Annotated in this window: 26 protein-coding genes and 1 pseudogene; 15 read left to right on the forward strand and 12 right to left on the reverse strand. The window is 61.0% G+C overall.

Annotated elements, in window-relative coordinates; all coding sequences use genetic code 11:
• Positions 1-11: 11 nt before the first annotated feature.
• The 3 genes and pseudogenes from H097_RS02005 (at position 12) to sutA (ending at position 2,190) form a co-directional block, all read left to right on the forward strand.
• The gene (locus H097_RS02005) at positions 12-1,349 is read left to right on the forward strand and encodes an ammonium transporter (RefSeq protein ID WP_032856882.1); all 1,338 of its coding nucleotides are present in this window, start codon (positions 12-14) and stop codon (positions 1,347-1,349) included.
• A 249-nt stretch (positions 1,350-1,598) separates the two neighbouring features.
• A pseudogene (locus H097_RS27415) lies at positions 1,599-1,760 on the forward strand (YjbQ family protein); the annotation flags it as partial.
• Between the two features lie 103 nt (positions 1,761-1,863).
• Positions 1,864-2,190: a transcriptional regulator SutA gene (sutA, locus tag H097_RS02010; protein WP_032856883.1), complete on the forward strand. Its 327-nt coding sequence runs from the start codon at positions 1,864-1,866 to the stop codon at positions 2,188-2,190.
• Between the two features lie 183 nt (positions 2,191-2,373).
• Here sutA and H097_RS02015 read toward each other — a convergent pair whose 3' ends face one another.
• Genes H097_RS02015 through H097_RS27425 form a run of 6 tightly spaced genes read right to left on the reverse strand, consistent with a single transcriptional unit; the run spans position 2,374 to position 6,960 of the window.
• Positions 2,374-3,069 (reverse strand): HAD-IA family hydrolase, encoded by a 696-nt coding sequence (locus tag H097_RS02015; protein ID WP_032856884.1) that lies wholly within the window; start codon positions 3,067-3,069, stop codon positions 2,374-2,376.
• Positions 3,066-3,965 carry a tyrosine recombinase XerC gene (xerC, locus tag H097_RS02020; RefSeq protein WP_032856886.1) on the reverse strand — a complete coding sequence of 300 codons (900 nt, stop codon included), beginning with the start codon at positions 3,963-3,965 and terminating at the stop codon, positions 3,066-3,068. Before xerC ends, H097_RS02015 begins: the two co-directional genes overlap by 4 nt.
• Before the next feature lie 2 nt (positions 3,966-3,967).
• Positions 3,968-4,693 (reverse strand): DUF484 family protein, encoded by a 726-nt coding sequence (locus H097_RS02025; RefSeq protein ID WP_032856888.1) that lies wholly within the window; start codon positions 4,691-4,693, stop codon positions 3,968-3,970.
• A 13-nt stretch (positions 4,694-4,706) separates the two neighbouring features.
• Positions 4,707-5,537: a diaminopimelate epimerase gene (dapF, locus tag H097_RS02030; protein ID WP_032856890.1), complete on the reverse strand. Its 831-nt coding sequence runs from the start codon at positions 5,535-5,537 to the stop codon at positions 4,707-4,709.
• A 4-nt stretch (positions 5,538-5,541) separates the two neighbouring features.
• Positions 5,542-6,789 (reverse strand): diaminopimelate decarboxylase, encoded by a 1,248-nt coding sequence (gene lysA, locus H097_RS02035; RefSeq protein ID WP_032856892.1) that lies wholly within the window; start codon positions 6,787-6,789, stop codon positions 5,542-5,544.
• Between the two features lie 9 nt (positions 6,790-6,798).
• The gene (locus H097_RS27425) at positions 6,799-6,960 is read right to left on the reverse strand and encodes a lipoprotein (protein WP_032856894.1); all 162 of its coding nucleotides are present in this window, start codon (positions 6,958-6,960) and stop codon (positions 6,799-6,801) included.
• A gap of 239 nt (positions 6,961-7,199) precedes the next feature.
• Between H097_RS27425 and cyaY the strand changes: the two genes are divergently transcribed.
• From cyaY to rnk, 3 genes are all read left to right on the forward strand, one after another.
• A complete protein-coding gene (cyaY, locus tag H097_RS02040) occupies positions 7,200-7,532 on the forward strand; it encodes an iron donor protein CyaY (RefSeq protein WP_032856896.1) in 333 nt (110 codons plus the stop codon).
• Positions 7,533-7,534: 2 nt separating this feature from the next.
• Entirely contained in the window at positions 7,535-7,753 is a 219-nt protein-coding gene (locus H097_RS02045; RefSeq protein WP_032856898.1) for a DUF1289 domain-containing protein, read from the forward strand.
• Positions 7,754-7,896: 143 nt separating this feature from the next.
• Positions 7,897-8,307, forward strand: coding sequence for a nucleoside diphosphate kinase regulator (rnk, locus tag H097_RS02050; RefSeq protein WP_032856900.1), 411 nt, complete (start codon positions 7,897-7,899; stop codon positions 8,305-8,307).
• Here rnk and H097_RS02055 read toward each other — a convergent pair.
• The 3 genes from H097_RS02055 to H097_RS02065 all read right to left on the reverse strand — a co-directional run bounded on the left by H097_RS02055 (position 8,304) and on the right by H097_RS02065 (position 12,035).
• A complete protein-coding gene (locus H097_RS02055) occupies positions 8,304-11,141 on the reverse strand; it encodes a class I adenylate cyclase (RefSeq protein WP_032856901.1) in 2,838 nt (945 codons plus the stop codon). The two genes, rnk and H097_RS02055, sit on opposite strands and share 4 nt — an antisense overlap.
• A gap of 168 nt (positions 11,142-11,309) precedes the next feature.
• A complete protein-coding gene (locus H097_RS02060) occupies positions 11,310-11,564 on the reverse strand; it encodes a TIGR02647 family protein (RefSeq protein WP_032856902.1) in 255 nt (84 codons plus the stop codon).
• 186 nt (positions 11,565-11,750) lie between these two features.
• Positions 11,751-12,035, reverse strand: a complete 285-nt coding sequence (locus tag H097_RS02065; RefSeq protein WP_032856903.1) for a hypothetical protein — start codon at positions 12,033-12,035, stop codon at positions 11,751-11,753.
• Positions 12,036-12,161: 126 nt separating this feature from the next.
• Here H097_RS02065 and H097_RS02070 point away from each other — a divergent pair, with 126 nt between their 5' ends.
• Positions 12,162-12,821, forward strand: coding sequence for a glutathione S-transferase (locus H097_RS02070; RefSeq protein ID WP_032856905.1), 660 nt, complete (start codon positions 12,162-12,164; stop codon positions 12,819-12,821).
• 170 nt (positions 12,822-12,991) lie between these two features.
• Here H097_RS02070 and argH read toward each other — a convergent pair whose 3' ends face one another.
• A complete protein-coding gene (argH, locus tag H097_RS02075; protein ID WP_032856907.1) occupies positions 12,992-14,386 on the reverse strand; it encodes an argininosuccinate lyase in 1,395 nt (464 codons plus the stop codon).
• Between the two features lie 551 nt (positions 14,387-14,937).
• Here argH and H097_RS02085 point away from each other — a divergent pair.
• The 7 genes from H097_RS02085 to H097_RS02115 all read left to right on the forward strand — a co-directional run bounded on the left by H097_RS02085 (position 14,938) and on the right by H097_RS02115 (position 21,329).
• Complete coding sequence (locus tag H097_RS02085) at positions 14,938-15,684, forward strand: LytTR family DNA-binding domain-containing protein (protein ID WP_032856909.1); 747 nt, start codon at positions 14,938-14,940, stop codon at positions 15,682-15,684.
• A gap of 138 nt (positions 15,685-15,822) precedes the next feature.
• The gene (hemC, locus tag H097_RS02090; protein ID WP_032856911.1) at positions 15,823-16,764 is read left to right on the forward strand and encodes a hydroxymethylbilane synthase; all 942 of its coding nucleotides are present in this window, start codon (positions 15,823-15,825) and stop codon (positions 16,762-16,764) included.
• Complete coding sequence (locus H097_RS02095; RefSeq protein WP_032856912.1) at positions 16,761-17,528, forward strand: uroporphyrinogen-III synthase; 768 nt, start codon at positions 16,761-16,763, stop codon at positions 17,526-17,528. Before hemC ends, H097_RS02095 begins: the two co-directional genes overlap by 4 nt.
• Positions 17,529-17,547: 19 nt before the next feature.
• Positions 17,548-18,660: a uroporphyrinogen-III C-methyltransferase gene (locus H097_RS02100; RefSeq protein ID WP_032856915.1), complete on the forward strand. Its 1,113-nt coding sequence runs from the start codon at positions 17,548-17,550 to the stop codon at positions 18,658-18,660.
• A gap of 5 nt (positions 18,661-18,665) precedes the next feature.
• Positions 18,666-19,907, forward strand: coding sequence for a heme biosynthesis protein HemY (locus H097_RS02105; protein WP_032856917.1), 1,242 nt, complete (start codon positions 18,666-18,668; stop codon positions 19,905-19,907).
• Positions 19,908-20,143: 236 nt separating this feature from the next.
• Complete coding sequence (locus H097_RS02110) at positions 20,144-20,665, forward strand: disulfide bond formation protein B (RefSeq protein WP_032856918.1); 522 nt, start codon at positions 20,144-20,146, stop codon at positions 20,663-20,665.
• Positions 20,666-20,870: 205 nt separating this feature from the next.
• Complete coding sequence (locus H097_RS02115) at positions 20,871-21,329, forward strand: Rsd/AlgQ family anti-sigma factor (protein ID WP_032856919.1); 459 nt, start codon at positions 20,871-20,873, stop codon at positions 21,327-21,329.
• A gap of 54 nt (positions 21,330-21,383) precedes the next feature.
• Here the strand turns inward: H097_RS02115 and H097_RS02120 are convergent, their stop codons facing one another.
• Positions 21,384-22,049, reverse strand: a complete 666-nt coding sequence (locus H097_RS02120; RefSeq protein WP_032856921.1) for an FKBP-type peptidyl-prolyl cis-trans isomerase — start codon at positions 22,047-22,049, stop codon at positions 21,384-21,386.
• 192 nt (positions 22,050-22,241) lie between these two features.
• Here H097_RS02120 and H097_RS27435 point away from each other — a divergent pair, with 192 nt between their 5' ends.
• The gene (locus tag H097_RS27435) at positions 22,242-23,309 is read left to right on the forward strand and encodes an AlgP family protein (RefSeq protein WP_082445507.1); all 1,068 of its coding nucleotides are present in this window, start codon (positions 22,242-22,244) and stop codon (positions 23,307-23,309) included.
• Here the strand turns inward: H097_RS27435 and H097_RS02135 are convergent.
• Positions 23,306-23,770: a TIGR02444 family protein gene (locus H097_RS02135; protein ID WP_032856926.1), complete on the reverse strand. Its 465-nt coding sequence runs from the start codon at positions 23,768-23,770 to the stop codon at positions 23,306-23,308. The genes H097_RS27435 and H097_RS02135 overlap by 4 nt on opposite strands.
• Between the last annotated feature and the right edge of the window lie 4 nt (positions 23,771-23,774).

The following is a 23,774-nucleotide window of genomic DNA, read 5'->3' on the forward strand; positions in this document are numbered from 1 at the left end:
GAGAAAACAATATGACTCTGCGTAAATTCGCAGGGCTAGGAGCCCTGTTGTCCATCGTAATGCCCAGCCTGGCCATGGCGGCAGACGAAGTGGCGGCTCCAGTCCTCAATTCCGGCGACACCGCCTGGATGCTGACAGCTACCGCGCTGGTGCTGTTCATGACCATCCCTGGCCTCGCGCTGTTCTACGGCGGCATGGTCCGCTCCAAGAATATTCTTTCCGTGATGATGCAGTGTTTCGCCATTACCGGTCTGATCAGCATCCTGTGGGTCGTCTACGGCTATAGCATTGCGTTCGACACGACTGGCATGGAGCAGGGCGTCGTCAACTTCAACTCGTTCTTCGGCGGCATGGGCAAGGCGTTCCTGGCGGGTGTCACTCCGTCCAGCATCACAGGCCCTGCGGCGTTGTTCCCGGAAGCGGTGTTCATCACCTTCCAGATGACCTTCGCGATCATCACCCCGGCGCTGATCGTCGGTGCGTTTGCTGAGCGCATGAAGTTCTCCGCCATGCTGCTGTTCATGGCCATCTGGTTCACCCTGGTCTATGCGCCGATCGCGCACATGGTCTGGAGCGGCAACGGCGGCCTGATGTGGGACTGGGGCGTGCTGGACTTCGCTGGCGGCACCGTGGTGCACATCAACGCCGGTGTGGCTGGCCTGGTAGCGTGCATCGTGCTCGGCAAGCGTAAAGGCTACCCGACCACCCCGATGGCCCCGCATAACCTGGGTTACACCCTGATTGGTGCCGCGATGCTGTGGATCGGCTGGTTCGGCTTCAACGCCGGCTCCGCTGCAGCGGCCAACGGCACCGCCGGCATGGCGATGCTGGTGACCCAGATCGCCACCGCTGCTGCGGCGCTGGGCTGGATGTTCGCCGAGTGGATCACCCACGGCAAACCAAGCGCCCTGGGCATTGCCTCTGGTGTGGTTGCCGGCCTGGTGGCCGTTACGCCGGCCGCCGGTACAGTGGGCCCGATGGGTGCCCTGGTGATCGGCCTGGCTTCGGGTGTGATCTGCTTCTTCTGCGCCACCAGCCTCAAGCGCAAGCTGGGCTACGATGACTCCCTGGATGCCTTCGGTGTGCACGGTGTCGGCGGTATCGTCGGCGCAATCCTCACCGGTGTGTTCGCGGCTCCGATCCTGGGTGGCTTCGGCACGGTGACCGATATTGCCGCACAGGTCTGGATCCAGGCCAAGGGCGTTGGTTTCACCGTGATCTATACCGGTATCGTGACCTTTGTGATTCTCAAGGCGCTGGACCTGACCATTGGCCTGCGGGTGACCGAAGAGGAAGAGGCTGTTGGCCTGGACCTGGCGGAGCACAACGAACGCGGCTACAACTTGTAAGTACGCTTGAAAAAACATGCCCGGCTTGCCGGGCATTTTTTTGTCTGGTATTTGCTGTCATGAACGCGTGTGAGATTTTTTGTGCCGAGTTTGTGATTGGATCCACAAAGTACTTTTCACTGTGCGAATGTCTTACAGGCATGTAGGCGTATTCGGCACTTTGTTTTTTCCCAGAGCGCGCTAGAATGCGCGCCGATGGGCGCATAACTGTAGGTGGCAACAGGCTCTGATTACTCTGCGGGCCAGGCCCCGGGTCATTTCAAGGGTAGCCTGTCGAGCCGCCAACTGAGTTTGCCGGTCAAGTCCGGCCACTTGGTGATGGGCACATGGCAAAGCGTTTATCTGGGCGAGCAGCGTGATCATGACGGTGCTCGTGAAGTCCTCGCCACTTTGCATGGTGATGGGGCATAAGCCACTGGTTATCCGGTGGACGTTGATTTTTTTCCGGCAGCCTTCGACAGATGGTGAAGCTGGGCTATAACTAATCTGCTTTTCGCAAGTCATGAGGTAGAACATGAGCGACGATGATCTGGAAAACGACGACCTCGAAGTAGGTGACGACGATGAAACCGAAGAAGGTCTTGAGGCGGCTGCCGAAGACGTAGCTGACGACGACGGCGGCGATGACGCGCCGGCCCCGACAGCCAAAGGCAAGGCCAAGGCTGCTGTGTCGGTTGACGAGTTGCCGAGCGTTGAAGCCAAGAACAAAGAGCGCGATGCGCTGGCCCGTGCGATGGAAGAATTCCTCGCCAAGGGCGGCAAAGTGCAGGAAGTCGAGGCCAACGTGGTGGCAGATCCACCGAAAAAGCCGGATAACAAGTACGGCAGCCGTCCTATCTGAGGTCGGTTACTTGCTTGCTGAAAAAGCCCGCCGTCGCTGCGGGCTTTTTCATGGGCGACTCTTTTTCTGCGGTGATGACTTCTGTAGGAGCCGGCTTGCCGGCGAAGATCGTCAACGATAATGCGGGGTGCCTGACGTCACGCGGTGCTCTCGGGTTTTTCGCCGGCAAGCCGGCTCCTACAGTTATTTCCAGCTGTGGAGCAGTGAGGGCAGCTCGGTCAAGCTACGAATCTGCGCATCCGGCAATTTCTCGCCTTCCCAGGCCTTGCCCGTCGGGTTGAACCACACTGCCCGCAGCCCCGCCTGCTGTGCCCCGGCGATGTCATCACCCGGGTGATCGCCAATATGCACCGCCGCACTGGCCTCCACCCCGCCCCGCTGCAATGCTTCCTGAAACAAGCGCACATCCGGCTTGGCGATGCCGATATCTTCGGCCCGCAGGGCAAAGTGGAAGTAATCCGCCAGGCCCACGCGCTGTACATCGGCGTTGCCATTGGTGATCACCCCCAGCAGAAAGTGCTGGCGCAGGGCATCAAGCATTGGCTCTGCTTCCGGGAATACCGTGAGCTGGTGTCGCGCGTGAATGAACGCCTCAAAGCAGGTATCGGCCATTTGCGTAGCTTGCGGTTGTGGGTAACCGGCCTCTTCAAAGGCGTGCATCAGCACCCGGTGGCGCAGGATGCTGATCCGGTGTTTGAGCTCGGGATGACGCTGCAACACCTGCTGGCGCAGGCTGGCGAAATGCTCCAGGGAAAAGTCGCCGACCTTGGACGCATGGGTGGCCAGCCATTGGCGCATCGATGCTTCGGCGCTGATGATGACGGGGACGTTATCCCACAGGGTATCGTCCAGGTCGAAGGTGATTAGCTTGATGCTCATGAGTCGCCGCCTTTAACGCGTTTGGCCCGTGGATGGGCGCTGTCGTACACCGTCGCCAGGTGCTGGAAGTCCAGGTGGGTGTAGATCTGGGTGGTCTTGATATCCGAGTGGCCGAGCAGTTCCTGCACTGCGCGCAAGTCTTGTGACGATTCCAGCAGGTGGCTGGCAAAGGAGTGCCGCAGCATGTGCGGATGCAGGTTTTGCCCCAGCTCTCGCTCGCCGGCGGCCTTGACCCGTAACTGAATGGCTCGTGGCCCGAGGCGTCGGCCTTGCTGGCTGACAAACACCGCAGCGTCCGGCGGATTGCTCAATGCCCGCAGGGGCAACCACACCAGCAGGGCATCCCGGGCCTTTTTGCCGATGGGCAGCACGCGGGTCTTGCTGCCTTTACCGTGTACTTGCACCAGGCCATCGGCCAGGTCCAACTGATCGAGGTTGAGGCTGGTCAGCTCCGACAGGCGCAGGCCCGAAGAGTAGAACAGCTCCAGGATCGCCTGGTCACGGTGCGCCAGGAAGTCATCCTCGACCGCGCCATCGAGCAGTTGCAGGGTGCGGTCGGCATCCAGGGTCTTGGGCAGGCGGCGTTCGCCCTTGGGCGGTGCCAGGCCGTTGGCCGGGTCGTGATCGCACAGGCCTTCGCGGTTGAGGTAGTGATAGAGGCCGCGCACCGCCGACAGCAGGCGCGCCAGGCTGCGCGAGGACTGGCCTTGCTGGTGCAGGCGGGCAATCAGGCTGCGCAGGCCCTGGATATCGAGGGCCTTCCAGCTGCCGATCTGTTGTTTCTCGCAGAACGCCAGGACCTTGTTCAAGTCCCGCCGATAGGCCTCCAGCGTATGGGGAGACACCTGGCGCTCGCTGCGCAGATGAGCGCAGTAGGCGTCCAGTTGTCGTTCCATGGCTAGCGCACCGCGCGCAGGGCGGTGGTGAAGCGCGGCAGGCTGCGGCTCAACACTTCGGCAATGTAGGTCAAAAACAGCGTGCCTACGGTGCTCTTGTAGTGCTGCGGATCACGGCTGGCGATGGCCAGGACACCGTGCAAGCCTTGATGGCTGAGGGCGACCACCGCGGTAGAGCCGATCTGCACGCGCTGGTCCTCGCCAAACAGGAAGTCCAGCTCATGCTCACGCAGGGTGCCGCTGATGGTCTTGCCTTCCGACAGCAGGCCACCAATGGCGGTCTGCGCCTCGCTGCCCTTGACCCAGCGCCCAACCGGCATCGGGTTGTCGCTGAACAGGATCAGGCTGACAAACGGCACCTGGAAGTCCTGACGCAGGCTGTCTTCGACGGCAATGGTCAGGTCTTCCAGGCTGCCTGCATCCAGCAGCGCCAGGATCAGGCGGCGGGTCTTGTCGAACAGACGGTCGTTGTCGCGGGCCACGTCCATCAGCTGCGAGAGTCGATGGCGCATTTCGATGTTGCGCTCGCGCAGGATTTTCATCTGCCGTTCCACCAGCGACACGGTATCGCCGCGCTGGTGGGGAATGCGCAAGGCCGGCAGCAGTTCTTCGTGTTCGACGAAGAAGTCCGGATTAGCCTCCAGGTAAGCGGCGACGGCCGCTGCCTCCAGGCTTTCGCAAGGGGATCCTTCGGGCTGCTTGGCGGGTGCCTGGGGCTTATCGGTCATTGGCGAGGCGCTCTCATAGACGGACTTGTCCTTCGTATACACGGGATGCCGGGCCGGTCATTTTCACCGGTTGGCCTGGGCCTGCCCATTCGATGGACAGGCGTCCGCCGGGCAGGTCGATCAGCAGTGGCGAATCCATCCAGCCCTGGCTGATCGCAGCCACGGCAGCGGCGCAGGCGCCAGTGCCGCAAGCCTGGGTTTCCCCGGCGCCGCGCTCCCACACACGCAATTGCGCACGGGAGCGGTCGATGACCTGCAGGAAGCCGACGTTGACCCGTGCCGGAAAGCGCGGGTGATGTTCGATCTTCGGCCCCAGTTCATGCACCGGCGCATTGTTGATGTCGTTGACCCGCAGCACGGCATGGGGGTTGCCCATGGACACGGCTGCCACCTCGACGACAGTGCCGTCGACATCCAGCGGATAACTCAGCGCCTGGGCGTCAGCCTGGAACGGAATATCGGCTGGCACCAGGCGCGGGGCGCCCATGTCGACGCTGATCTGGCCGTCACTGCGGATATCCAGCTCGATAATGCCGCTTTTGGTCTCGACGCGAATCTGCCGTTTGGCGGTCAGGCGCTTGTCCAGCACAAAACGGGCGAAACAACGCGCACCGTTGCCGCACTGTTCCACTTCGGAACCGTCGGAGTTGAAGATCCGATAACGGAAATCCACCTCCGGGTTGCTCGGCGCCTCGACGATCAGCAACTGGTCGAAGCCGATGCCGGTATGGCGGTCGCCCCACAGCTTGGCGTGCTTGGGCAGGATGTGCGCGTGCTGGCTGACCAGGTCAAGGACCATGAAGTCATTGCCCAGGCCGTGCATCTTGGTAAAACGCAGCAGCATGGGATTACTCCGGCAGCAGGCTTTCGCCAGCAAACAACTCGGCTACCGTCTCGCGGCGACGCACTTCAAACGCTTGATCACCGTCCACCAACACCTCGGCGGTACGCCCGCGGGTGTTGTAGTTGGAGCTCATGACAAACCCATAGGCACCGGCCGAATGCACGGCCAGCAGATCGCCTTCTTCCAGGGCCAGTTCACGGTCCTTGGCCAGGAAATCGCCGGTCTCGCAGATCGGGCCGACGATGTCATAGGCGCGGGCAACGCTTGCGCGCGGCGTCACGGCGGTGACATTCATCCAGGCCTGGTACAGCGCCGGGCGGATCAGGTCGTTCATCGCCGCATCGACGATGGCGAAATCCTTGTGTTCGGTGTGCTTGAGGTACTCGACCTGGGTCAGCAGCACGCCCGCATTGGCGACAATATAGCGGCCCGGCTCAAACATCAGCGTCAGGTCGCGGCCTTCGATGCGCTCGCGCACGGCCTGGATATAGTCGGCAATCAGCGGCGGCTCTTCATCGCGATAACGCACGCCCACGCCACCACCGAGGTCGATGTGGTGCAGGTAGATGCCGCACTCACCGAGGCGGTCGATCAGTGCCAGCAGGCGATCGAGGGCGTCGATGAACGGTGGCAAAGTGGTCAATTGCGAGCCGATATGGCAGTCCACACCCAGCACTTCCAGGTTTGGCAACTGGGCGGCACGGATGTACACGTCTTCGGCGTCGGCAATGGCGATGCCGAACTTGTTTTCTTTGAGACCGGTGGAAATGTACGGGTGGGTGCCGGCATCGACGTCCGGGTTGACGCGCAGGGAGATCGGCGCGCGCACGCCCATCTCGGCGGCTACCACTTGCAGGCGCTCCAGCTCGTCGGTGGATTCGATGTTGAAGCAATGCACGCCTACTTCCAGGGCGCGGCGCATGTCTTCGCGGGTCTTGCCGACACCGGAGAACACAATCTTGTCGGCCTGGCCGCCAGCGGCCAATACACGCTCCAGCTCACCACGGGACACGATGTCGAAACCAGCGCCCAGGCGCGCCAGGACATTGAGCACGCCGAGGTTGGAGTTGGCCTTGACCGCGTAGCACACCAGGTGCGGTACGCCGACGAGCGCATCGGTAAAGGAGCGGTATTGCGCTTCGATGTGGGCACGGGAGTACACGTAGGTCGGGGTACCGAAGCGTTCGGCAATCGCGGACAGCGCCACGCCTTCCGCGAACAGCTCGCCGTCCCGGTAGTTAAAAGCGTCCATGATGTTCCCTTAGTTGGTGTCGTGCTTGTGCGCTTTGGATTGCGACGTTTGCGCCTGTTCATTCGGGTCTTTGCTGTCATCGGGCAGGTACAGCGGGCCTTTTTGACCACAGGCACTGACGAGGCAAGCGACCGCGACGAGCGCAGCAAGGGAAGAGATCAGGCGCTTCATGGCTAAATCCTTGAATATGCATTAATTGCGCCCGAGTATACCGACCACCCGCCAGCTTGCCTATGCGCCGGGACACCCGTCCGGCGGGGCTTTGCCGAGTATGTCGTGAAGTGGCCTACATCAATCGCGGATATTTCACGCGGCTGACGGGAATGAAATCGGTATCCTTTGCAATCATCATGGCGCGTCCGTATCGTGCGCCGCTTGAGCGTGAGTAGACACTTTTTGAGGTTCCCACCATGAGTTTGACCGAAGCCCGCTTCCACGACCTGGTCGATGCGACCCAGCAAGCGCTGGAGGATATTTTCGACGAGAGTGGCGAAGACCTGGATCAGGAGAACTCCGCCGGTGTGCTCACCGTCAAGTTCGAAAACGGCAGCCAGTTGATTTTCAGTCGCCAGGAGCCGCTGCGTCAGCTCTGGCTGGCCGCGCGTTCCGGTGGTTTCCACTTTGACTACGACGAAGAAAGTGGCCACTGGATGTGTGACAAAACCGAAGAGCAGTTGGGCGAAATGCTCGCGCGCCTCGTCCAGGAACAAGCCGGCGTCGAGCTGGATTTCGACGAGATCTGATTGTGACTCAGCCCGCACCCGCCCGAGCGCCCAAGCCGCTGTTCAGCAATGTCAGCCCGGCAGTGCCGTCACCTTGTATCAGTTTGTGTCGGCTGGATGAGCAAAAAGTCTGCCTTGGCTGCTTCCGACACGTGGAAGACATCCGCGAATGGCGCTCCGCTGACGATCAGCGGCGCCGCGTGATTGTCGCCCAGGCCGAGCAACGTAAGGCCGGCGCCTGACCTTCAGGCCGGCCCATCTTGTTTATTTGTTGTGCTGTGGTAGTGTCCGGGTACGCCTCAACTCATCGAGGTCCGTGAGAACCCCGCCTTTTCCTGGCGGGGTTTTGCTTTTTTGTGCAGAAAAAAAGGAGACTGCCGCAATCATGACTGCACCTTCCATCATCCTCACCCGTCTCGATGTGCAACGTCTTGAGCAACTGATCGACCGTATGGACGACAAATTGCCAGGCGTCATCGCCCTGCAAGCCGAACTTGACCGCGCTGACGAAGTGGTCGGCCACGATGAAGTGCCTGCCGGTGTCGTGACCATGAACTCCAGCGTCCATTGCCGTGAGCAAAGCAGCGGCAAGGACTATCACCTGACCCTGGTCTACCCCAAGGATGCGAATGCCGACGAAGGCAAAATTTCGATCCTGGCCCCGGTGGGCAGTGCGTTGCTGGGCCTGCAAGTCGGCCAGCATATCGATTGGCCAGCCCCGGGCGGCAAGACCCTCAAGCTTGAGCTGCTGAGTGTCGAAGGCCAGCCCAAGGACGGCGGCGCGTTCCCACTCTAAACCTGGTTCAACGCCTGGTTGAGCGCCTGCTCCAACTCGGCCTTGTAGCGCAGGTACAGATTGCTCGGGCTTTGAACATCACCGAGCAGGCCGGACAGGTCCAGATCGGTGATGTAGCAACGATAGCGCTCGGTTTCCCGGCGCTGCCCGACGATCTCCTGGGCGACGACTGCAAACAGTTGGTCGCCAAATTCCAGCTCGCAAAACTCCCGCTGATTGCAGTACAGGGTAATCCTCACCTGCCCTGGTGCGCCCTTGCCGATAATTGCCTGCACGTCGTAGAACGGTTTGTTGGCCGGCGTCTGGGGCGCAGGTCGTGGCTCGACCCGCCGGGCGCGGCCGCCTGCCGATGACAGTTGGTAATACAGCACCTGCACAGCCCCCAGTGGCTGCTGCGGGTCCAGCGGTGACAGCGCGTCACGCCGATAAATGACCGATTGCAGGAAACGTTGCAATGGCACCAACAGGCTCTGTTCATCGTGAAACGGCAGGCGTTGTTGCCAGAGCGCATTGAACTCGTCGAGCACGTACAGCTCGGCGAAGCCCTCGTTGATGCGATAAAACACTTGCACACAATCGGCCTGGCCCATGGGCAGCAAGGCTGCCAGGTCGTGGTCTTCGAGGGCCATGGCATCCAGGTGCAGCGGGCTGTAGCTGGCCAATTCTTCGCTGAGGTAATCCACCAGCGCCTGCTGGCTGGCCAGTGGCACATGAGTGGCTTGCCCTGGGGCCAGTTCCATGACGTGATAATGCTGTTGCACCTGGATCAGGTAGCGGTGGTTGAGCTGGCTGAGCATCAGGTTTTGCGCGGTATCGAAAATCTCTTCCACACGCTGGGCAATGAACTGTGCCCGGTTGTGGCAGAAACAGCGCACCCGCAGCCGTGGCAGTTGGTTGCGCGGCAACTGGTTCAGATAGTCGCGCAGGCAGTCGAGCAGGGCGTGGGGCCCGTCGTAGCGGCTGACCATCACCTCGTTCCAGCTGTTGAGCGTCACCTGATCCAGGGTCAGCACCAGGTTTTCCCTGACGCCGGCGTAACTCAACGAGTCGGTGCGCTCGGTGGTCATCAGGATATTCAAATCGCGGTGGTGCTTGAGCGGGTCGACACCGACGTTGACCAGCAACAGCACTTCATCGGGTATCGCTGTGCGCAGCAAGCGCTCTTCATCGACCGTGGTCAGGGGCAGGGCGACGGTTTGTTGCAGGCTGCCCAGCAGGTTGAACAGCTCGAACTCGCTCAAGTCGCTGGTGCCTGGGTGCAAGGCCAGGCGGGTGCTGCTGTCGATCACACCGTTGCGATGGCACCAGGTGAGCATCTCCAGCAGGTCACGGCTGCGCTTGATCGGGGCAAAGTGTTCCCATTCCAGTGCGGTCAGGCTGCCGTTGTACAGGCCCCAATGGGACTGGCCCGGCTCCTTGCGGTTGGGCGAGTGGACCAGGGTGAGGGTGTCTTCGGCCAGGTCCGGGGCAATCCCTGGGTTGATGAACTCGACTTTGCCGGCCTTGCGTTCAAAGGCGGCGTACAGGCGCCGGCCCAGCACATTGAGGTCGCGTTTGTTGATCAGGCTGACGGTCTGCTCGGTGCGGGCGAACTGGGTCAGGAAGCGATAGCTGTAATTGAGCTCGTTGACCAGCGCGCGGCGCTCGGACGCCACCTGGCGCACTTTCCACTGGCTGCGGCTATCGAGCAGGGCCAGTTGTCGCGGGTCCCAGCCCCATTCATTGGCCAGGCGCTCCAGCAGCGCACGTTGCCACCCGGTGGTGCGCTGGCCGGTGGTGAGCTTGCGGTTGACCTTCAGGTACAGGCTGCGCCGCACCAGTTCCAGGCGCTCGGGCTCGTTGCGGCCCAGCAGGTATTCCTCGATACGCCGATAGACCACGATGTACGGGTCCAGCTCATCCAGATCCAGTTGGTTGGCGAACACCGCCCGTTTGAAGCGCAGGCTCAGGCACTGCACCTTGGGGTGCTCGCTGGCATACACCTCGGTCAGCAACAGCTTGAGCACGGACTTATAGGGCGACTCGATGCCCTTGAACAGTTGCCACAAACCGGCGCCGATGAATTCTCCTGGTGGAATATGAGCCAGATGCCCGAGGTCGAGGGTTTCGTCGGCGCGGATAAAACGTTTGGAAACCAGCGCGTGGGTAAATTCGGCATAGCGCGCTTCTTCGTAGACCGGTACCAGCCACCAGATCGGCGTGCGTCCGGCCAGCCAGATTGCGGTGCGGTAAAACTCGTCCAGCAATAGATAGTGCTGGCTGGTACCGCAGTCATCCGAACTGAGCTGGGTATCGCGACCACCCTGTACAAAACGCTTGGGTTCGATCAGGAAAAAGTGCGCCTCGGCCCCCATGCTCAGGGCCCAGGTCTCCAGCAACTGGCATTTCTTGCGCAATTCGCCCAGTTCGACCTCGTCCAGGTCTTCGGCGTGGCAGACCCAGACGTCCATATCGCTCTGGTCGGCTTGGGCCAGTGTGCCGAGGCTGCCCATCAGAAACAGACCGTGGATCGGGGTTGGCGAGTTGCCGTGGCGTGGCTTGTAGGAAAACGAGCGGGTCAGGCGTTGGGCTTCGGCCAGGACCTGGGCGTCCGGTTCAAAATTCGACAGCCCGGCCGGGGTACTGCCCGAGACATAGCCCGGCAGCAGCGGGTGATTGACGTGGAAAAACAACGGCAGCAGCGCCAGCACGCTTTGCTGGCGCGGGGTCAGTCCTTCGACGGCACGGGCCATGCGGCCTGCGTTGAGGGTCAGGAAACGCGCGCGCAGTTGGGCCAGTACCTTGCGGTCAATGCCTTCATCCAAGTCAGGGCGGATTTCATGGGTACTGGTCATGTCGAACTCAATGGCTCGCAGGGCCCGGCGTGGGCAGCCGTGTAGGAGTTTACAGACAGAATCGTAGGAGGTTTAAGAGGAATCTGTTTTTGACGTCAGAATTTTATCGCGGGCGCAGGAGTGCCCGCGGAATCCATGAACAGAGGATCCCGTGGGCGATACGAGGTATCAAGCGGCTTCTTTGGTGGTCGCGGTGGTCAGAATCGTCAGCAAGGTCTGGGCTTGTTCGGCAGCGTCACGACCCAGGCTGGTCAGGTAGCCGCCATCTGGCTGGTCGATCAGTTTTTTCTCGAACAGGCGCTTGGCAGCAGCAATGGCAGTTGGAGCGGCGGTCTGGTGGACTTTCAGACCTTCATGAGTGCTATCCAGGGGGAAAAGTACAAGGATTTCCAGTTCGGCAACCAACTCAGGGGTATACGACATAAGGACTCCAGACGTTCTAGGAATTGTCAGACGCTAGCAGAGCCTAAGGTGAACGTACTTGAGCGAACTGTCCAGTGTGTAGGCGCGAGCTTGCTCGCGAAAAGCGCTAACGTTGACGCGGGGCAGTTGAGTAACCGCAGCGCGCTCAGGTTTTTCGCGAACAAGCTCGCTCCTACAAGGGCAGGGTCACTGGTTTTCGGGCGGCAGCTCTGGCAGTGCGCGCAGCGCCGTTTCATACCAATCGGTATTGAACGGGCGGTCTTCTTCCAGCATCGCGTCGATTTCGACGGCCAGCACGTGGGCCATCAGGTTCAGGATGTCTTCGCGCTCGTAGCCCACCAGGGTCAGCTTGTTGAACGTGGCCTTGGCCGCAGGCGGGTTGTCGCTTTCGATCTGGTTTTCGATCGCTTGGGTCAGGGTGGACTCGGCGAACTCTTCTTCGTCGTTGTCGATATCGGTTGGCTCGCTCATGGCAGCCTCCTGTCAGGAAAGGGCGCCAGTTTACCTCCATTCAGCCAGGTGATGCTGCTGGTCAGGTGGCTCATCACGATCTATAACCTACCCAGCCAACCCCCTGCACGGCCTGGAGGCTTTGTGATGCTCAAGCTCTACGGATTTTCGGTCAGTAACTACTACAACATGGTCAAGCTGGCGCTCCTGGAAAAGGGCTTGCCCTTCGAGGAAGTGCCGTTTTATGCCGGGCAAACCCCCGAAGCCCTGGCGGTGAGCCCGCGCGGCAAGGTGCCGGTGCTGAAGGTCGAAAAAGGCTTCATCAATGAAACCAGCGTGATTCTCGAATACCTCGAACAGACACAGTCGGGCCCGGCCCTGCTGCCTGGCGATGCGTTCCAGCGTGCCCAGGTGTTGGCGTTGTGCAGGGAAATCGAGTTGTACATCGAACTGCCAGCCCGCGCGTGTTATGCCGAGGCGTTCTTTGGCATGTCGGTGCCAGAAGCGATCAAGGACAAGTCCAGGGCCGAGCTGCTGCTGGGGATTGCGTCGCTGGGGCGCCACGGCAAGTTTGCGCCGTATGTGGCGGGGGAGAGTCTTACGTTGGCCGACTTGTACTTCCTGTACAGCGTGGACTTGGCGTGTGCGGTCGGTGGGAAGCTGTTTGGCCTGGATCTGTTGGCTGAGTTTCCGCAGGCCAAGGCCTTGCTGAAGAAGCTGCAAGACATGCCTAACGCCCAGCGAGTGGCGGCGGACAAGGAGGCGGCGATGCCAGCCTTCATGGCGATGATCGCGGCGAAGAAGTAATAACGGTGGGAGCGGGCTTGTGTGGGCGCTGGGCTTGCCCGCGATGCAGGCACCTCGGTGTGTCAGTGACACTAAGGTGATGCTATCGCAGGCAAGCCAGCTCCCACATTTTGACCGAGTTGTATTGGAGGCCCCGGTCAAAGGTGGGAGCTGGCTTGCCTGCGATGCTTTTAGCGGCTGGCGAGCAGTGCCTGGCCGCGCGCAGCGGCGGCCTTGACCTGGGCCGGTGCGGTGCCGCCGATGTGGTTGCGGGCATTCACCGAACCTTCCAGGGTCAGCACCGCGAACACGTCCTGCTCGATCTGGTCGCTGAACTTACGCAGCTCTTCCAGGCTCATTTCCGCCAGATCCTTGCCGGTGTCCACGCCGTATTTCACAGCATGGCCAACGATTTCATGGCAGTCACGGAACGGCAGGCCACGGCGCACCAGGTAGTCCGCAAGGTCAGTGGCGGTGGAGAAACCGCGCAGGGCCGCTTCACGCATGATCGCGTGCTTGGGCTTGATCGCCGGGATCATGTCGGCAAACGCGCGCAGCGAGTCGCGCAGGGTGTCGGCGGCGTCGAACAGCGGTTCCTTGTCTTCCTGGTTGTCCTTGTTGTAGGCCAGGGGCTGGCCCTTCATCAGGGTCAGCAGGCCCATCAAGGCACCGAAAACACGGCCGCTCTTGCCACGAACCAGCTCTGGCACGTCAGGGTTTTTCTTTTGCGGCATGATCGAGCTGCCGGTGCAGAAACGATCCGGCAGGTCGATGAACTGGAACTGCGCGCTGGTCCACAGCACCAGTTCTTCGGAGAACCGCGACAAGTGCATCATCGCGATGCTGGCCGCGGCGCAGAACTCAATGGCGAAGTCACGATCCGACACGCCGTCCAGGGAGTTGCCGCCCACGGCGTCAAAACCCAGCAGTTGCGCGGTGTATTCGCGGTCGATCGGGTAGGTGGTGCCCGCCAGCGCGGCGCTGCCCAGCGGCATGCGGTTGGCGCGTTTGCGGCAATCGACCAGGCGCTCGTAGTCGCGGCTGAGCATTTCGAACCAGGCCAGCAGGTGGTGGCCGAAAGTCACGGGCTGCGCGGTCTGCAGGTGGGTGAAACCGGGCATGATGGTGTCCGATTCACGCTCGGCCTGTTCCAGCAGGCCTTTTTGCAGGCGGGTGATTTCGCCCAGGATCAGGTCGATTTCATCGCGCAGCCACAGGCGGATATCGGTGGCCACCTGGTCGTTGCGGCTACGTCCGGTGTGCAGCTTCTTGCCCGTCACGCCGATACGGTCAGTCAGGCGGGCTTCGATGTTCATGTGCACATCTTCAAGGTCCACGCGCCAGTCGAAGGTGCCAGCCTCGATTTCGCCACGGATGGTGGTCAGGCCATCAATGATGCTGTCGCGCTCGGCATCGGTCAGCACGCCGACCTTGGCCAGCATGGTGGCGTGGGCGATGGAGCCCATGATGTCGTGGCGATAGAGGCGCTGGTCGAAGGTGACGGAGGCGGTGAAGCGCGCGACGAAGGCGTCGACGGGCTCACTGAAGCGGCCGCCCCAGGACTGGTTGGTCTTGTCGGTGCTCATGGATTCGCTCGTGATCTGCTTAAAAGAGGGCATGAAAGTGTGCCGTCGATAATAACAGGGTTGCCCGTGGAGGCGTTGATACGCCGCATCGGCATTTTTATTTGTTTGATGGATGGCAAAGTGCCTTGCCGTCGACCGCGTCCGGGATGAGACTGGAGGCAGGATTGCACAAGGGCTTTAACGCGGGCGATTCCTGAGGTAAACATGGGGTGTTTATTGAAACGATATTTGACGATTGAGCTATATCGTCTTCATGAGCGTCTACAGTTCCACTGACAGGGGTGCAGTGCACCATTGCCGGGTGGTGAAGTCGAACTCCAGGCTAACCATAAAGTAGAGGGGGTGTTCATATTGTGTATCAGCAAACCCTATGACGATGCCCTGCGGTATCGGGCTTCTGGCGGTATTGAGCAGGTCCGGGTAAATATTGGTGCCGCTCTCGGGGCACTTTTTGCCGCTCCCGCTAGTCTTAGCGTGGATCGCCGTGACGGAAGTCACCGCACCTGTCTACGCTATCCTTGTGCGAGACTCACGCAGGAATCCAGCGCAATATGAATGTCCTGATCGTTGATGACGAACCCCAAGCCCGCGAGCGACTGAACCGTATGGTCAGTGAGCTTGAGGGATACACTGCCCTAGAGCCGAGCGCCGCAAGTGGCGACGAGGCCTTGACCTTGATCGAAAGCTTGAAGCCGGATGTCGTGCTCCTCGATATCCGCATGCCGGGCCTCGATGGCTTGCAGGTAGCCGCCCGGTTGAGCGAGCGCGAGTCGCCGCCAGCACTGGTGTTGTGCGCCACCGAGGAGGAATTTTCCTCGGATGCCCTGGCGGCCAGTGGTGTCAGCTTCCTGGTCAAACCGGTCTCTGCCGATGCAGTGCTCAAGGCCTTGAAGAAGGCGGAGCGACCCAATCGCGTCCAGCTTGCCGCCCTGACCCAGCCCGCAGCGCAAAGTGGCAACGGCCCGCGCAGCCACATCAGCGCCAGGACCCGCAAGGGCATTGAGCTGATTCCTGTGGATCAGGTGGTTTATTTTATTGCCGATCACAAGTACGTGACCTTGCGTCACGAGCACGGTGAAGTGCTGCTCGATGAGCCGCTCAAGGCCCTGGAAGATGAATTCGGCGAGCGCTTCGTGCGTATCCACCGCAATGCGCTGGTGGCCCGCGAGCGCATCGAGCGCCTGCAGCGCACGCCCCTGGGGCATTTCCAGTTATTCCTCAAAGGGCTTAACGGCGACGCGTTGATCGTCAGCCGGCGCCATGTCGCAGGTGTGCGCAAGATGATGCAGCAGCTTTAGCCCAAGGGTTGCGGCGATGTTCATGTCCCATATCCCGGTGCGATGCGGCCAGGGAGGCCCCGCACTTGCTGATTCAAATCAAGGCGCTTGTGCCTGAGCTGTTATTATCTGCCGTATCTATTCAGTACGGATTGATCCATGTCCTCTCGCGAAATCCGCATCGCCACCCGTAAAAGCGCCCTGGCCTTGTGGCAGGCCGAATACGTCAAAGCCCGCCTTGAGCAGGCCCATCCGGGCCTCACGGTGTCCCTGGTACCCATGGTCAGTCGCGGCGACAAGCTGCTCGACTCGCCGCTGTCGAAAATCGGTGGCAAGGGCCTGTTCGTCAAGGAGCTGGAAACCGCCCTGTTGGAGAATGAAGCCGACATCGCCGTGCACTCGATGAAAGACGTGCCGATGGATTTTCCTGAGGGCCTGGGCCTGTATTGCATCTGCGAGCGTGAAGACCCGCGTGATGCCTTCGTGTCCAATACCTACGCCTCCCTGGATGAGCTGCCGCTGGGCAGCATCGTCGGCACCTCCAGCCTGCGTCGCCAGGCGCAACTGCTGACCCGCCGCCCAGACCTGCAAATCCGTTTCCTGCGGGGCAACGTCAACACTCGCCTGGCCAAGCTGGATGCCGGCGAGTACGACGCGATCATCCTGGCTGCAGCCGGCCTGATCCGCCTGGGTTTTGAGGATCGCATCACCTCGGCCATCAGTGTCGAGGACAGCCTGCCTGCGGGTGGCCAGGGTGCCGTCGGTATCGAATGCCGCACCGCTGACCGCGAAATCCAGGCGCTGCTCAAGCCTCTGGATCACCAGCAAACCGAAATTCGCGTCACCGCCGAGCGTGCCTTGAACAAACACCTCAACGGTGGTTGCCAGGTGCCGATCGCCTGTTACGCGGTGCTTGAGGGCGATAACCTCTGGCTGCGCGGCCTGGTGGGCGACCCCGACGGCGGCTTGCTGCTCACTGCCGAAATCCGCGGGCCACAAGCCGACGCCGCGAACCTGGGTGTCCAGGTGGCCGAAGAACTCCTGGCAAAAGGCGCCGGTGCCATTCTGCAAAAAGTCTATGGCGAGGCCGGTCCGCAGTGACCGGCTGGCGTGTGCTGCTGACACGGCCTGCGGAGGAATCGGCAGCCCTGGCGGTGTCGCTGTCTGATGCCGGTATCTTCAGCAGCAGCCTGGCGTTGCTGGAAACCGAAGCCTTGCCCTTTGCTGGCGAACACTCGGTGGTTTTCCAGGACCTGGATCGCTATTGCGCAGTGATCGTCGTGAGCAAGCCGGCCGCGCGCCTGGCGCTGCAATTGCTCGACCGATACGCGCCAGCGGTGCCGAGCTTGCCGTGGTTCAGCGTCGGTGCGGCAACAGCCCAGGTCCTGGCCGAGCATGGCCTGGACGTGAGTTACCCCGAGCTTGGGGATGACAGCGAGGCCTTGCTTGCTTTGCCCAGGTTGCGCGAGGCTGTCGCTGTCGACGCTGCCCGTGTCTTGATCCTGCGCGGGCAGGGTGGGCGCGAGTTGCTGGCTGAGCGTTTACGCGGCCAAGGTGCTAGTGTCGATTATCTGGAGTTGTATCGTCGTTTTCTTCCGGCCTACGACACCGGTGTGCTGATGCAGCGCATTGAAGTGGAACGCTTGAACGGCGTGGTGGTCAGCAGTGGGCAGGGTTTTTTACATCTGCAAGCGCTCGCCGGCGCCGATTGGCCACGCGTGGCACAGTTGCCGTTGTTCGTGCCCAGTCCACGCGTCGCCGAAATGGCGCGGGCGGCGGGCGCGGAAAAAGTTGTGGATTGTCGCGGTGCCAGTGCCGCGGCTTTGCTAGTGGCGTTACGGAGCCAGCCCGTTCCCACTCTCTAATAACGCAAAGGATGGACACGTGAGCGAAACAGCCTTGCCTAAAGATGAAGCTCAGCCTGCGCTTGATGCGCCTGTTGAGACCCCGGTCACTGCGCCTCGCCGTGGTAACGGCCTGGCGGTCCTCGCCTTGTTGCTCGGTGCCGCAGGTGTTGCGGCCGGCGGCTGGGGGATCTGGCAGGTCCGGGCCCTGCAAGCCAGCAGCCAGCAGCAGTTTGGCCAGGTACAGACCCTGGACGAACAAGCCCAGGGCATCAAGCAGGCACAACAGCAGTTGGCCGCACGCCTGGCACAATTGCCGGGCGCTGATGAGTTGGAGGAGCGCCGTCGGTTGGTGGCGCAGTTGCAGGGCGACCAGCAACGCCTGAACCAGCGTTTGGAAACCGTCCTGGGCGCCAGCCGCAAGGATTGGCGCCTGGCTGAGGCCGAGCACTTGTTGCGTCTGGCCAGCCTGCGCCTGTCAGCGCTGCAGGACATCAACAGTGCCCAGGCGCTGGTGCAGGGCGCCGATGAGATCCTGCGTGAGCAGAGCGACCCCGGCTCCTACGCCGCCCGTGAGCAGTTGGCCAAGAGCCTGGTGGCGTTGCGCAGTGTCGAGCAGCCGGATCGTACCGGGCTGTACTTGCAGTTGGCTGCCTTGCGTGACCAGGTGGTGCAGTTGGCAGCCGTTTCCCCGGAGTTCCAGCTTCAAGAAACCGCACAGGGCCGCCCGACTACCGATACGGACAGTCGCTGGAGCCAATGGTGGGAGCAGATTTCCCGCTACTTCCGCATCGATTTCAACCCCGACGACAACATCCGTCCGCTGCTGGCAGGCCAAGGCCTGAACCAGGTGCGACTGGCCCTGAGCCTGGCGCTTGAGCAAGCCCAATGGGCTGCGCTCAATGGCGAGCCAGCGGTGTACGCCCGCGCATTGGGCGAGGCCCGCAGTGTGTTGCAGGGCAACTTCAACCAGGACAACCCGCAAAGCCAGGCCATGCTGGCGCGCATCACCGAGCTTGAGCCCAAGGCCGTCTCGGTGGTGACCCCGGACCTCGCCGCGAGTTTGTCTGCGGTGCAGGCTTACCTTGAACGCCGCCATCTGTCTGCCGACGAAGCCAAGGCTTCCGCCGGTAAGCCGGCGACCCAGGAGTAACGCCGATGAAGCGTTTCTATGTGATCCTCGTGCTGGCGATTGCGCTCGCCCTGGCGCTGGCGGTGGGCATCTCGAAACACACCGGCTATGTGCTGATCAGCTATCCCCATGTGCTGCATTACGAGTCTGGCCTGTGGTCGACCCTGGTGGCGGTGTTTGTCGTCGGTCTGGCGATCTACCTGCTGCGGGTGCTGCTGGGCCTGGTGACGACCTCCGGTGGCGTGGTCAATCCCTGGTCGCGGCGCAACCGTAGCCGGCGGGTGCAGGTGGCTATCGAACAGGGTCAGATGGACCTGGCGGAAGGGCGTTGGGCCAGTGCGGAGCGGCATTTGCACCGTGCTGCGCAAGCTGAGCGCCAACCCTTGCTGTATTACCTTGGTGCGGCCCGGGCAGCCAACGAGCAGGGGCGTTATGAAGAGTCTGACAGCTTGCTGGAGCGTGCCCTGGAGCGTCAGCCCCAGGCCGAGTTGGCCATTGCTTTGAGCCATGCACAGTTGCAGATGGACCGTGGCGACACGGATGCCGCCCTGGTGACGCTACAGGCCATGCATGAGCGCCATCCGCACAACGCCCAGGTGTTGCGTCAGCTCCAGCGCTTGCACCAGCAGCGGGGTGACTGGTCCTCGGTGATCCGGTTATTGCCGGAACTGCGCAAGGATAAAGTACTGCCCGCCACCGAGCTGGCGGATCTGGAGCGCCGGGCCTGGGGTGAAAACCTGAGCCTGGCCGTCCAGCGCGAAGAGCACGGTGAAGCCGGCCTGCAATCCCTTGAGCGGGCCTGGCAGCAATTGACCTCGGCCCAGCGCCAGGAGCCGCAACTGGTGCTGGCTTATGCCGAACAATTGCGTCAACTGGGCGCCGATACCAAGGCCGAGGAGGCTTTGCGTGGCGCGATCAAGCGCGGTTACGACAGTCACCTGATCCGCTTGTATGGCCTGCTGCGCGGTGGGGATCCGGCCCGCCAGTTGAAATTCGCCGAAGGCTGGCTCAAGGACCATCCGGGGGATGCCAGCCTGTTGCTGACGCTGGGTCGGCTCTGCCTGCAAAACAGTTTGTGGGGCAAGGCGCGGGACTATCTGGAAAGCAGCCTGCAGGTGCAACGCAACCCCGAGGCCTGTGCCGAGTTGGCGCGGTTGCTGGCGCAGTTGGGTGATACCGAGCGCAGTAATCAACTGTTCCAGGAGGGCCTGGGTCTGTTGGACAGTCGCCTGCTGGCTTCACCGCTACCGGTGCCTGCCCGGGTTTAACGTAGGATATTTTGAAGGGTTGGCTCAGAAGCATCTGGCAACCAACTCTTCAAAATCCTTCGGTTTTGCGGGCTTCAGGGGCTTGAGGTGGTTTCCCACACGGCACCGCGTAAAGTTACCTGCCCTCTGACGGGATATCCCTGCAATCTCGCGGAAGCGTCTGCTCCAGCGCGTATTGAAAGGGGTAAGGTCTTTCCTCTACCGTAACTACCTATCTCTTGCGTTGCGGATAAACAATGTCTTTGGCCCCCTCACGCTCCTTGTTCTTCCTGGCGTTCATGGCCGGTGTGTTGACGTTGGGCGCGTCTTTTTATCTGGAATACGGGGCTCTTTTGCGACCTTGTTTCCTGTGCCTGATCCAGCGCAGCCTGTTGGCGGTGTTCACGCTGATCAACCTGATAGCAGCGATCCATGGCCCCAGGCGTGTAGGCATTTACCTGTATTGGGCGGCGAGCACGGGGTGTGCGTTGCTCGGTGCAGTGACGGCGGTGCGCCAGGTGTTATTGCAGAACATCCCCCCTGACCAGATGCCCAACTGCTGGCCAAGCCTGGAGTACATGATCGATAACCTGTCGCTGGGGCAAGCTCTGCAATTGGCATTCAAGGGCACCGTCGACTGTGTGGAAATCAACTGGACGTTGTTCGACCTGAGCATTCCGGAATGGAGCCTGCTGTTCTTCGTGGCCATGCTGATACTGGGGGCAACGCAGTTTTCCCGCTTGTTGTCCGGTCAGGGTTTGCGGTTCGTGAAGCACTGATTGGGTGTGTTGGGGCGTAGGAAGGGATTAAACACTTGTATGAACTTTCTGGTCTGCGTACCTTGAAGCCATAGTCATGCGGGCATAATCTGGCCCGCACGCGTTATTGAAACAGTTTGTTCGATGCGGCGTTGTCCGGTTGCCGCTTTATCCTCGAAGTGTTGCGCGGGCAAAAGCGGCACCGCCCATAAGGGAAGAGATCATCATGTTGGAAAGTTGTCAGAATGCTCAGGAACGCTGGGGTGGTGTGCACAAGCTGATCGATAGCTGGTTGAAGGCACGTCACGAACTGGTCCGCTCCTTTGATGCGCTTGGCGAGAAGCCTGAGGCGTTGGCTGAGAACCGTGGGCCTTTGCAGGAATTCTGTGGAGTGCTGGTGGATTACGTTTCGGCAGGGCACTTCGGGGTCTATGAGCAACTGACCAAGGAGGCCGAGGCTTTCGATGACCAACGTGGCCTGGAATTGGCCGAGACCATTTACCCGCGCATTGATGTCATCACCGAAAAGCTCCTCGCCTTCAACGACCTCTGTGACAAGGGCGAGTGCGTTGCCGCGAAATTCAAAGAGCTTGGCGGCCTGCTCCATGAGCGTTTCGAGCTGGAAGACTGCCTGATCGAAGTGCTGCACAACGCCCACAAGGAAGAGCCTGCAACCCAGGCTTGAGCCCCGGCGGCAAGACATAAAACGGTGCGCATGGCGCACCGTTTTTCGTTGGGTTCAGGCACCTGTGGCGAGCAACTCAATCTCGAAAACCAGTGGTGTGTAAGGTGCGATCAACTGGCCCGCACCGTCTGCGCCATAGGCCTGTGCAGAAGGAATCACCAGGCGCCATTTTGCGCCTACCGGCATCTGTTGCAGCGCGCTTTGCCAGCCGCTGATCACGCTGTCCAGGCGAAACCATTGGGGCTGCGTGCTCTGATCGAAAATCGTCCCATCGGGCAATCGTCCAACATACTTCACTTGCACACGGTCATTGGCGCCCGGTTTTTTCCCGCTGCCGGGAGTCAGTTCGGTGAGCAGGATGCCGTCAGCCAATTCACGCACGCCGGACTTGGCTTTTTCCGTGCTGAGAAATTTCTGTTCGGCGGCCAGTGCCTTTTCGCTTTGCGGCACCTGTGACTCGATGCTTGCCTGCGCTTCGTGCTGGGCCAGAATCTGTTCGATGCGTGCGTCATCCAGTGCCAGGGGCTTGCCTTGATAGGCTTGTTTGAGGCCGTCGAGCAAGGCCTGTATCTGCAGGTCGGGAACTTCCTGGCGCAGGCGTTCACCCAGGCTGGCGCCCAGGCTGTAGGCCAGGTCGTGGCTGTCTTTGGACGCCGCCGGCTCACTCGCGTTGGCCACTGAAAGCGACAAACCCAGGATGAAAAAAAGGTAACGCGACATGGGTATTCTCCAGCCGAAAGTGCGGTGGATTATGCCAGTGTGGAGGGGTAAATAACGGAGTGGTTTTTCGTTATATCGATAAGAATTTCTGTGCGGTGCAACGCAACGCATTCGATACTGTCAACATGCCCTAGCGGCGGTAAGAGCAGAGGGCTAGTATGAGCCGCACCCACGTCAGCCAGGAGGTAAACCATGTCGGCCAAACAGAAGCCTGTTAATACCCCGTTGCACTTGCTCCAACAACTCTCGGGCAGCCTGCTCGAACATTTGGAAAGCGCTTGCTCACAAGCCTTGGCTGATGCAGAGAAATTGCTCGCCAAGCTGGAAAAGCAACGCGGCAAGGCTCAGGAAAAACTGCATAAATCCCGCACCAAACTGCAAGATGCCGCGACCGCCGGCAAAGCCAAGGCACAAACCAAAGCCAAGGGCGCCGTAAAAGAACTTGAGGACTTGCTCGATGCCCTCAAGGATCGTCAATCCGAAACCCGCACCTACATCCTTCAACTCAAGCGCGATGCCCAAGAGAGCCTGAAACTGGCGCAGGGCGTTGGTCGCGTGAAAGAAGCGGTGGCTAAAGTGTTGAGCACTCGTACACCGGCCAAGGCAGTTGCTGCCAAGGCACCGGCTAAAGTTGCGGCCAAGCCTGCTGCTAAAAAAGCGCCTGTGAAACCAGCCGCCAAGCCAGCTGCTAAAACCGCTGCTGCGAAACCAGCCGCCAAGCCAGTTGCTAAAACTGCTGCCGCAAAACCAGCCGCCAAGCCAGTTGCTAAAACGGCTGCCGCGAAACCAGCCGCCAAGCCCGCTGCTAAAACCGCTGCCGCAAAACCAGCCGCCAAGCCCGCTGCTAAAACTGCTGCCGCAAAACCAGCCGCCAAGCCCGCTGCTAAAACCGCTGCCGCGAAACCAGCCGCCAAGCCTGCTGCTAAAACTGCTGCTGCGAAACCAGCCGCCAAGCCAGTTGCTAAAGCTGCTGCCGCGAAACCAGCCGCCAAGCCAGTTGCTAAAGCTGCTGCCGCGAAACCAGCCGCCAAGCCAGTTGCTAAAGCTGCTGTCGCGAAACCAGCCGCCAAGCCGGCTGCCAAACCTGCTGCTGCCAAGCCAGCTGCCAAACCTGTTGCTGCGAAACCAGCCGCCAAACCAGCGCCAGCTCCAGCTGCTGCCAAACCAGCGACCCCTGCCGCTCCAGCCGCTACAACTGCACCGGCCAGCAGCACGTCTGCCCCGGTAGCACCAGGCACCACCCCAACCAGCGCTTCCTAAGTGCCGGTGGCCGCGGCGCGCAGTTGATGCAGCGCGCCGTGGTCGAGGTTGGCGGCCTCGGTCGCCAGTCCTTCAAGCCATTTCTGATCCGTGGCGCTTCCTCCCGTTGGCCAAGCCTGTGCCAACGCCTCCAGACGTAACAGCAACTGCCGTTCGGCTTCCAGTTCCAGGGCCTTGACCTGCTCGCGCAACGCTCCCAGCCCGGCATCCTGCTGCGCCATAGCGCGCCATTGCTTGCGTACCTTGCGCAAGGGCTCCACTACGGTTACCTGCCAGGGCTCGGCAATTGTTCGCAGCGCCCGCACACGTTCAGGCTCAGGTACGGCCCCGCGTTGCTCCAGCCACAGCCCACACAACAACAGGCACACATCCGTCCCTTGTTCCTGCAAGCGCAGGCACGTGTCTTCCACGCCCGCACGGGCGTAGGTCGAAAGAGCAAAGCTCCACAGGTCAGCGCACATATTC

The sequence above is a fragment of the Pseudomonas sp. FH4 genome (genome assembly GCF_000510915.2).
Taxonomy (GTDB): domain Bacteria; phylum Pseudomonadota; class Gammaproteobacteria; order Pseudomonadales; family Pseudomonadaceae; genus Aquipseudomonas; species Aquipseudomonas brenneri.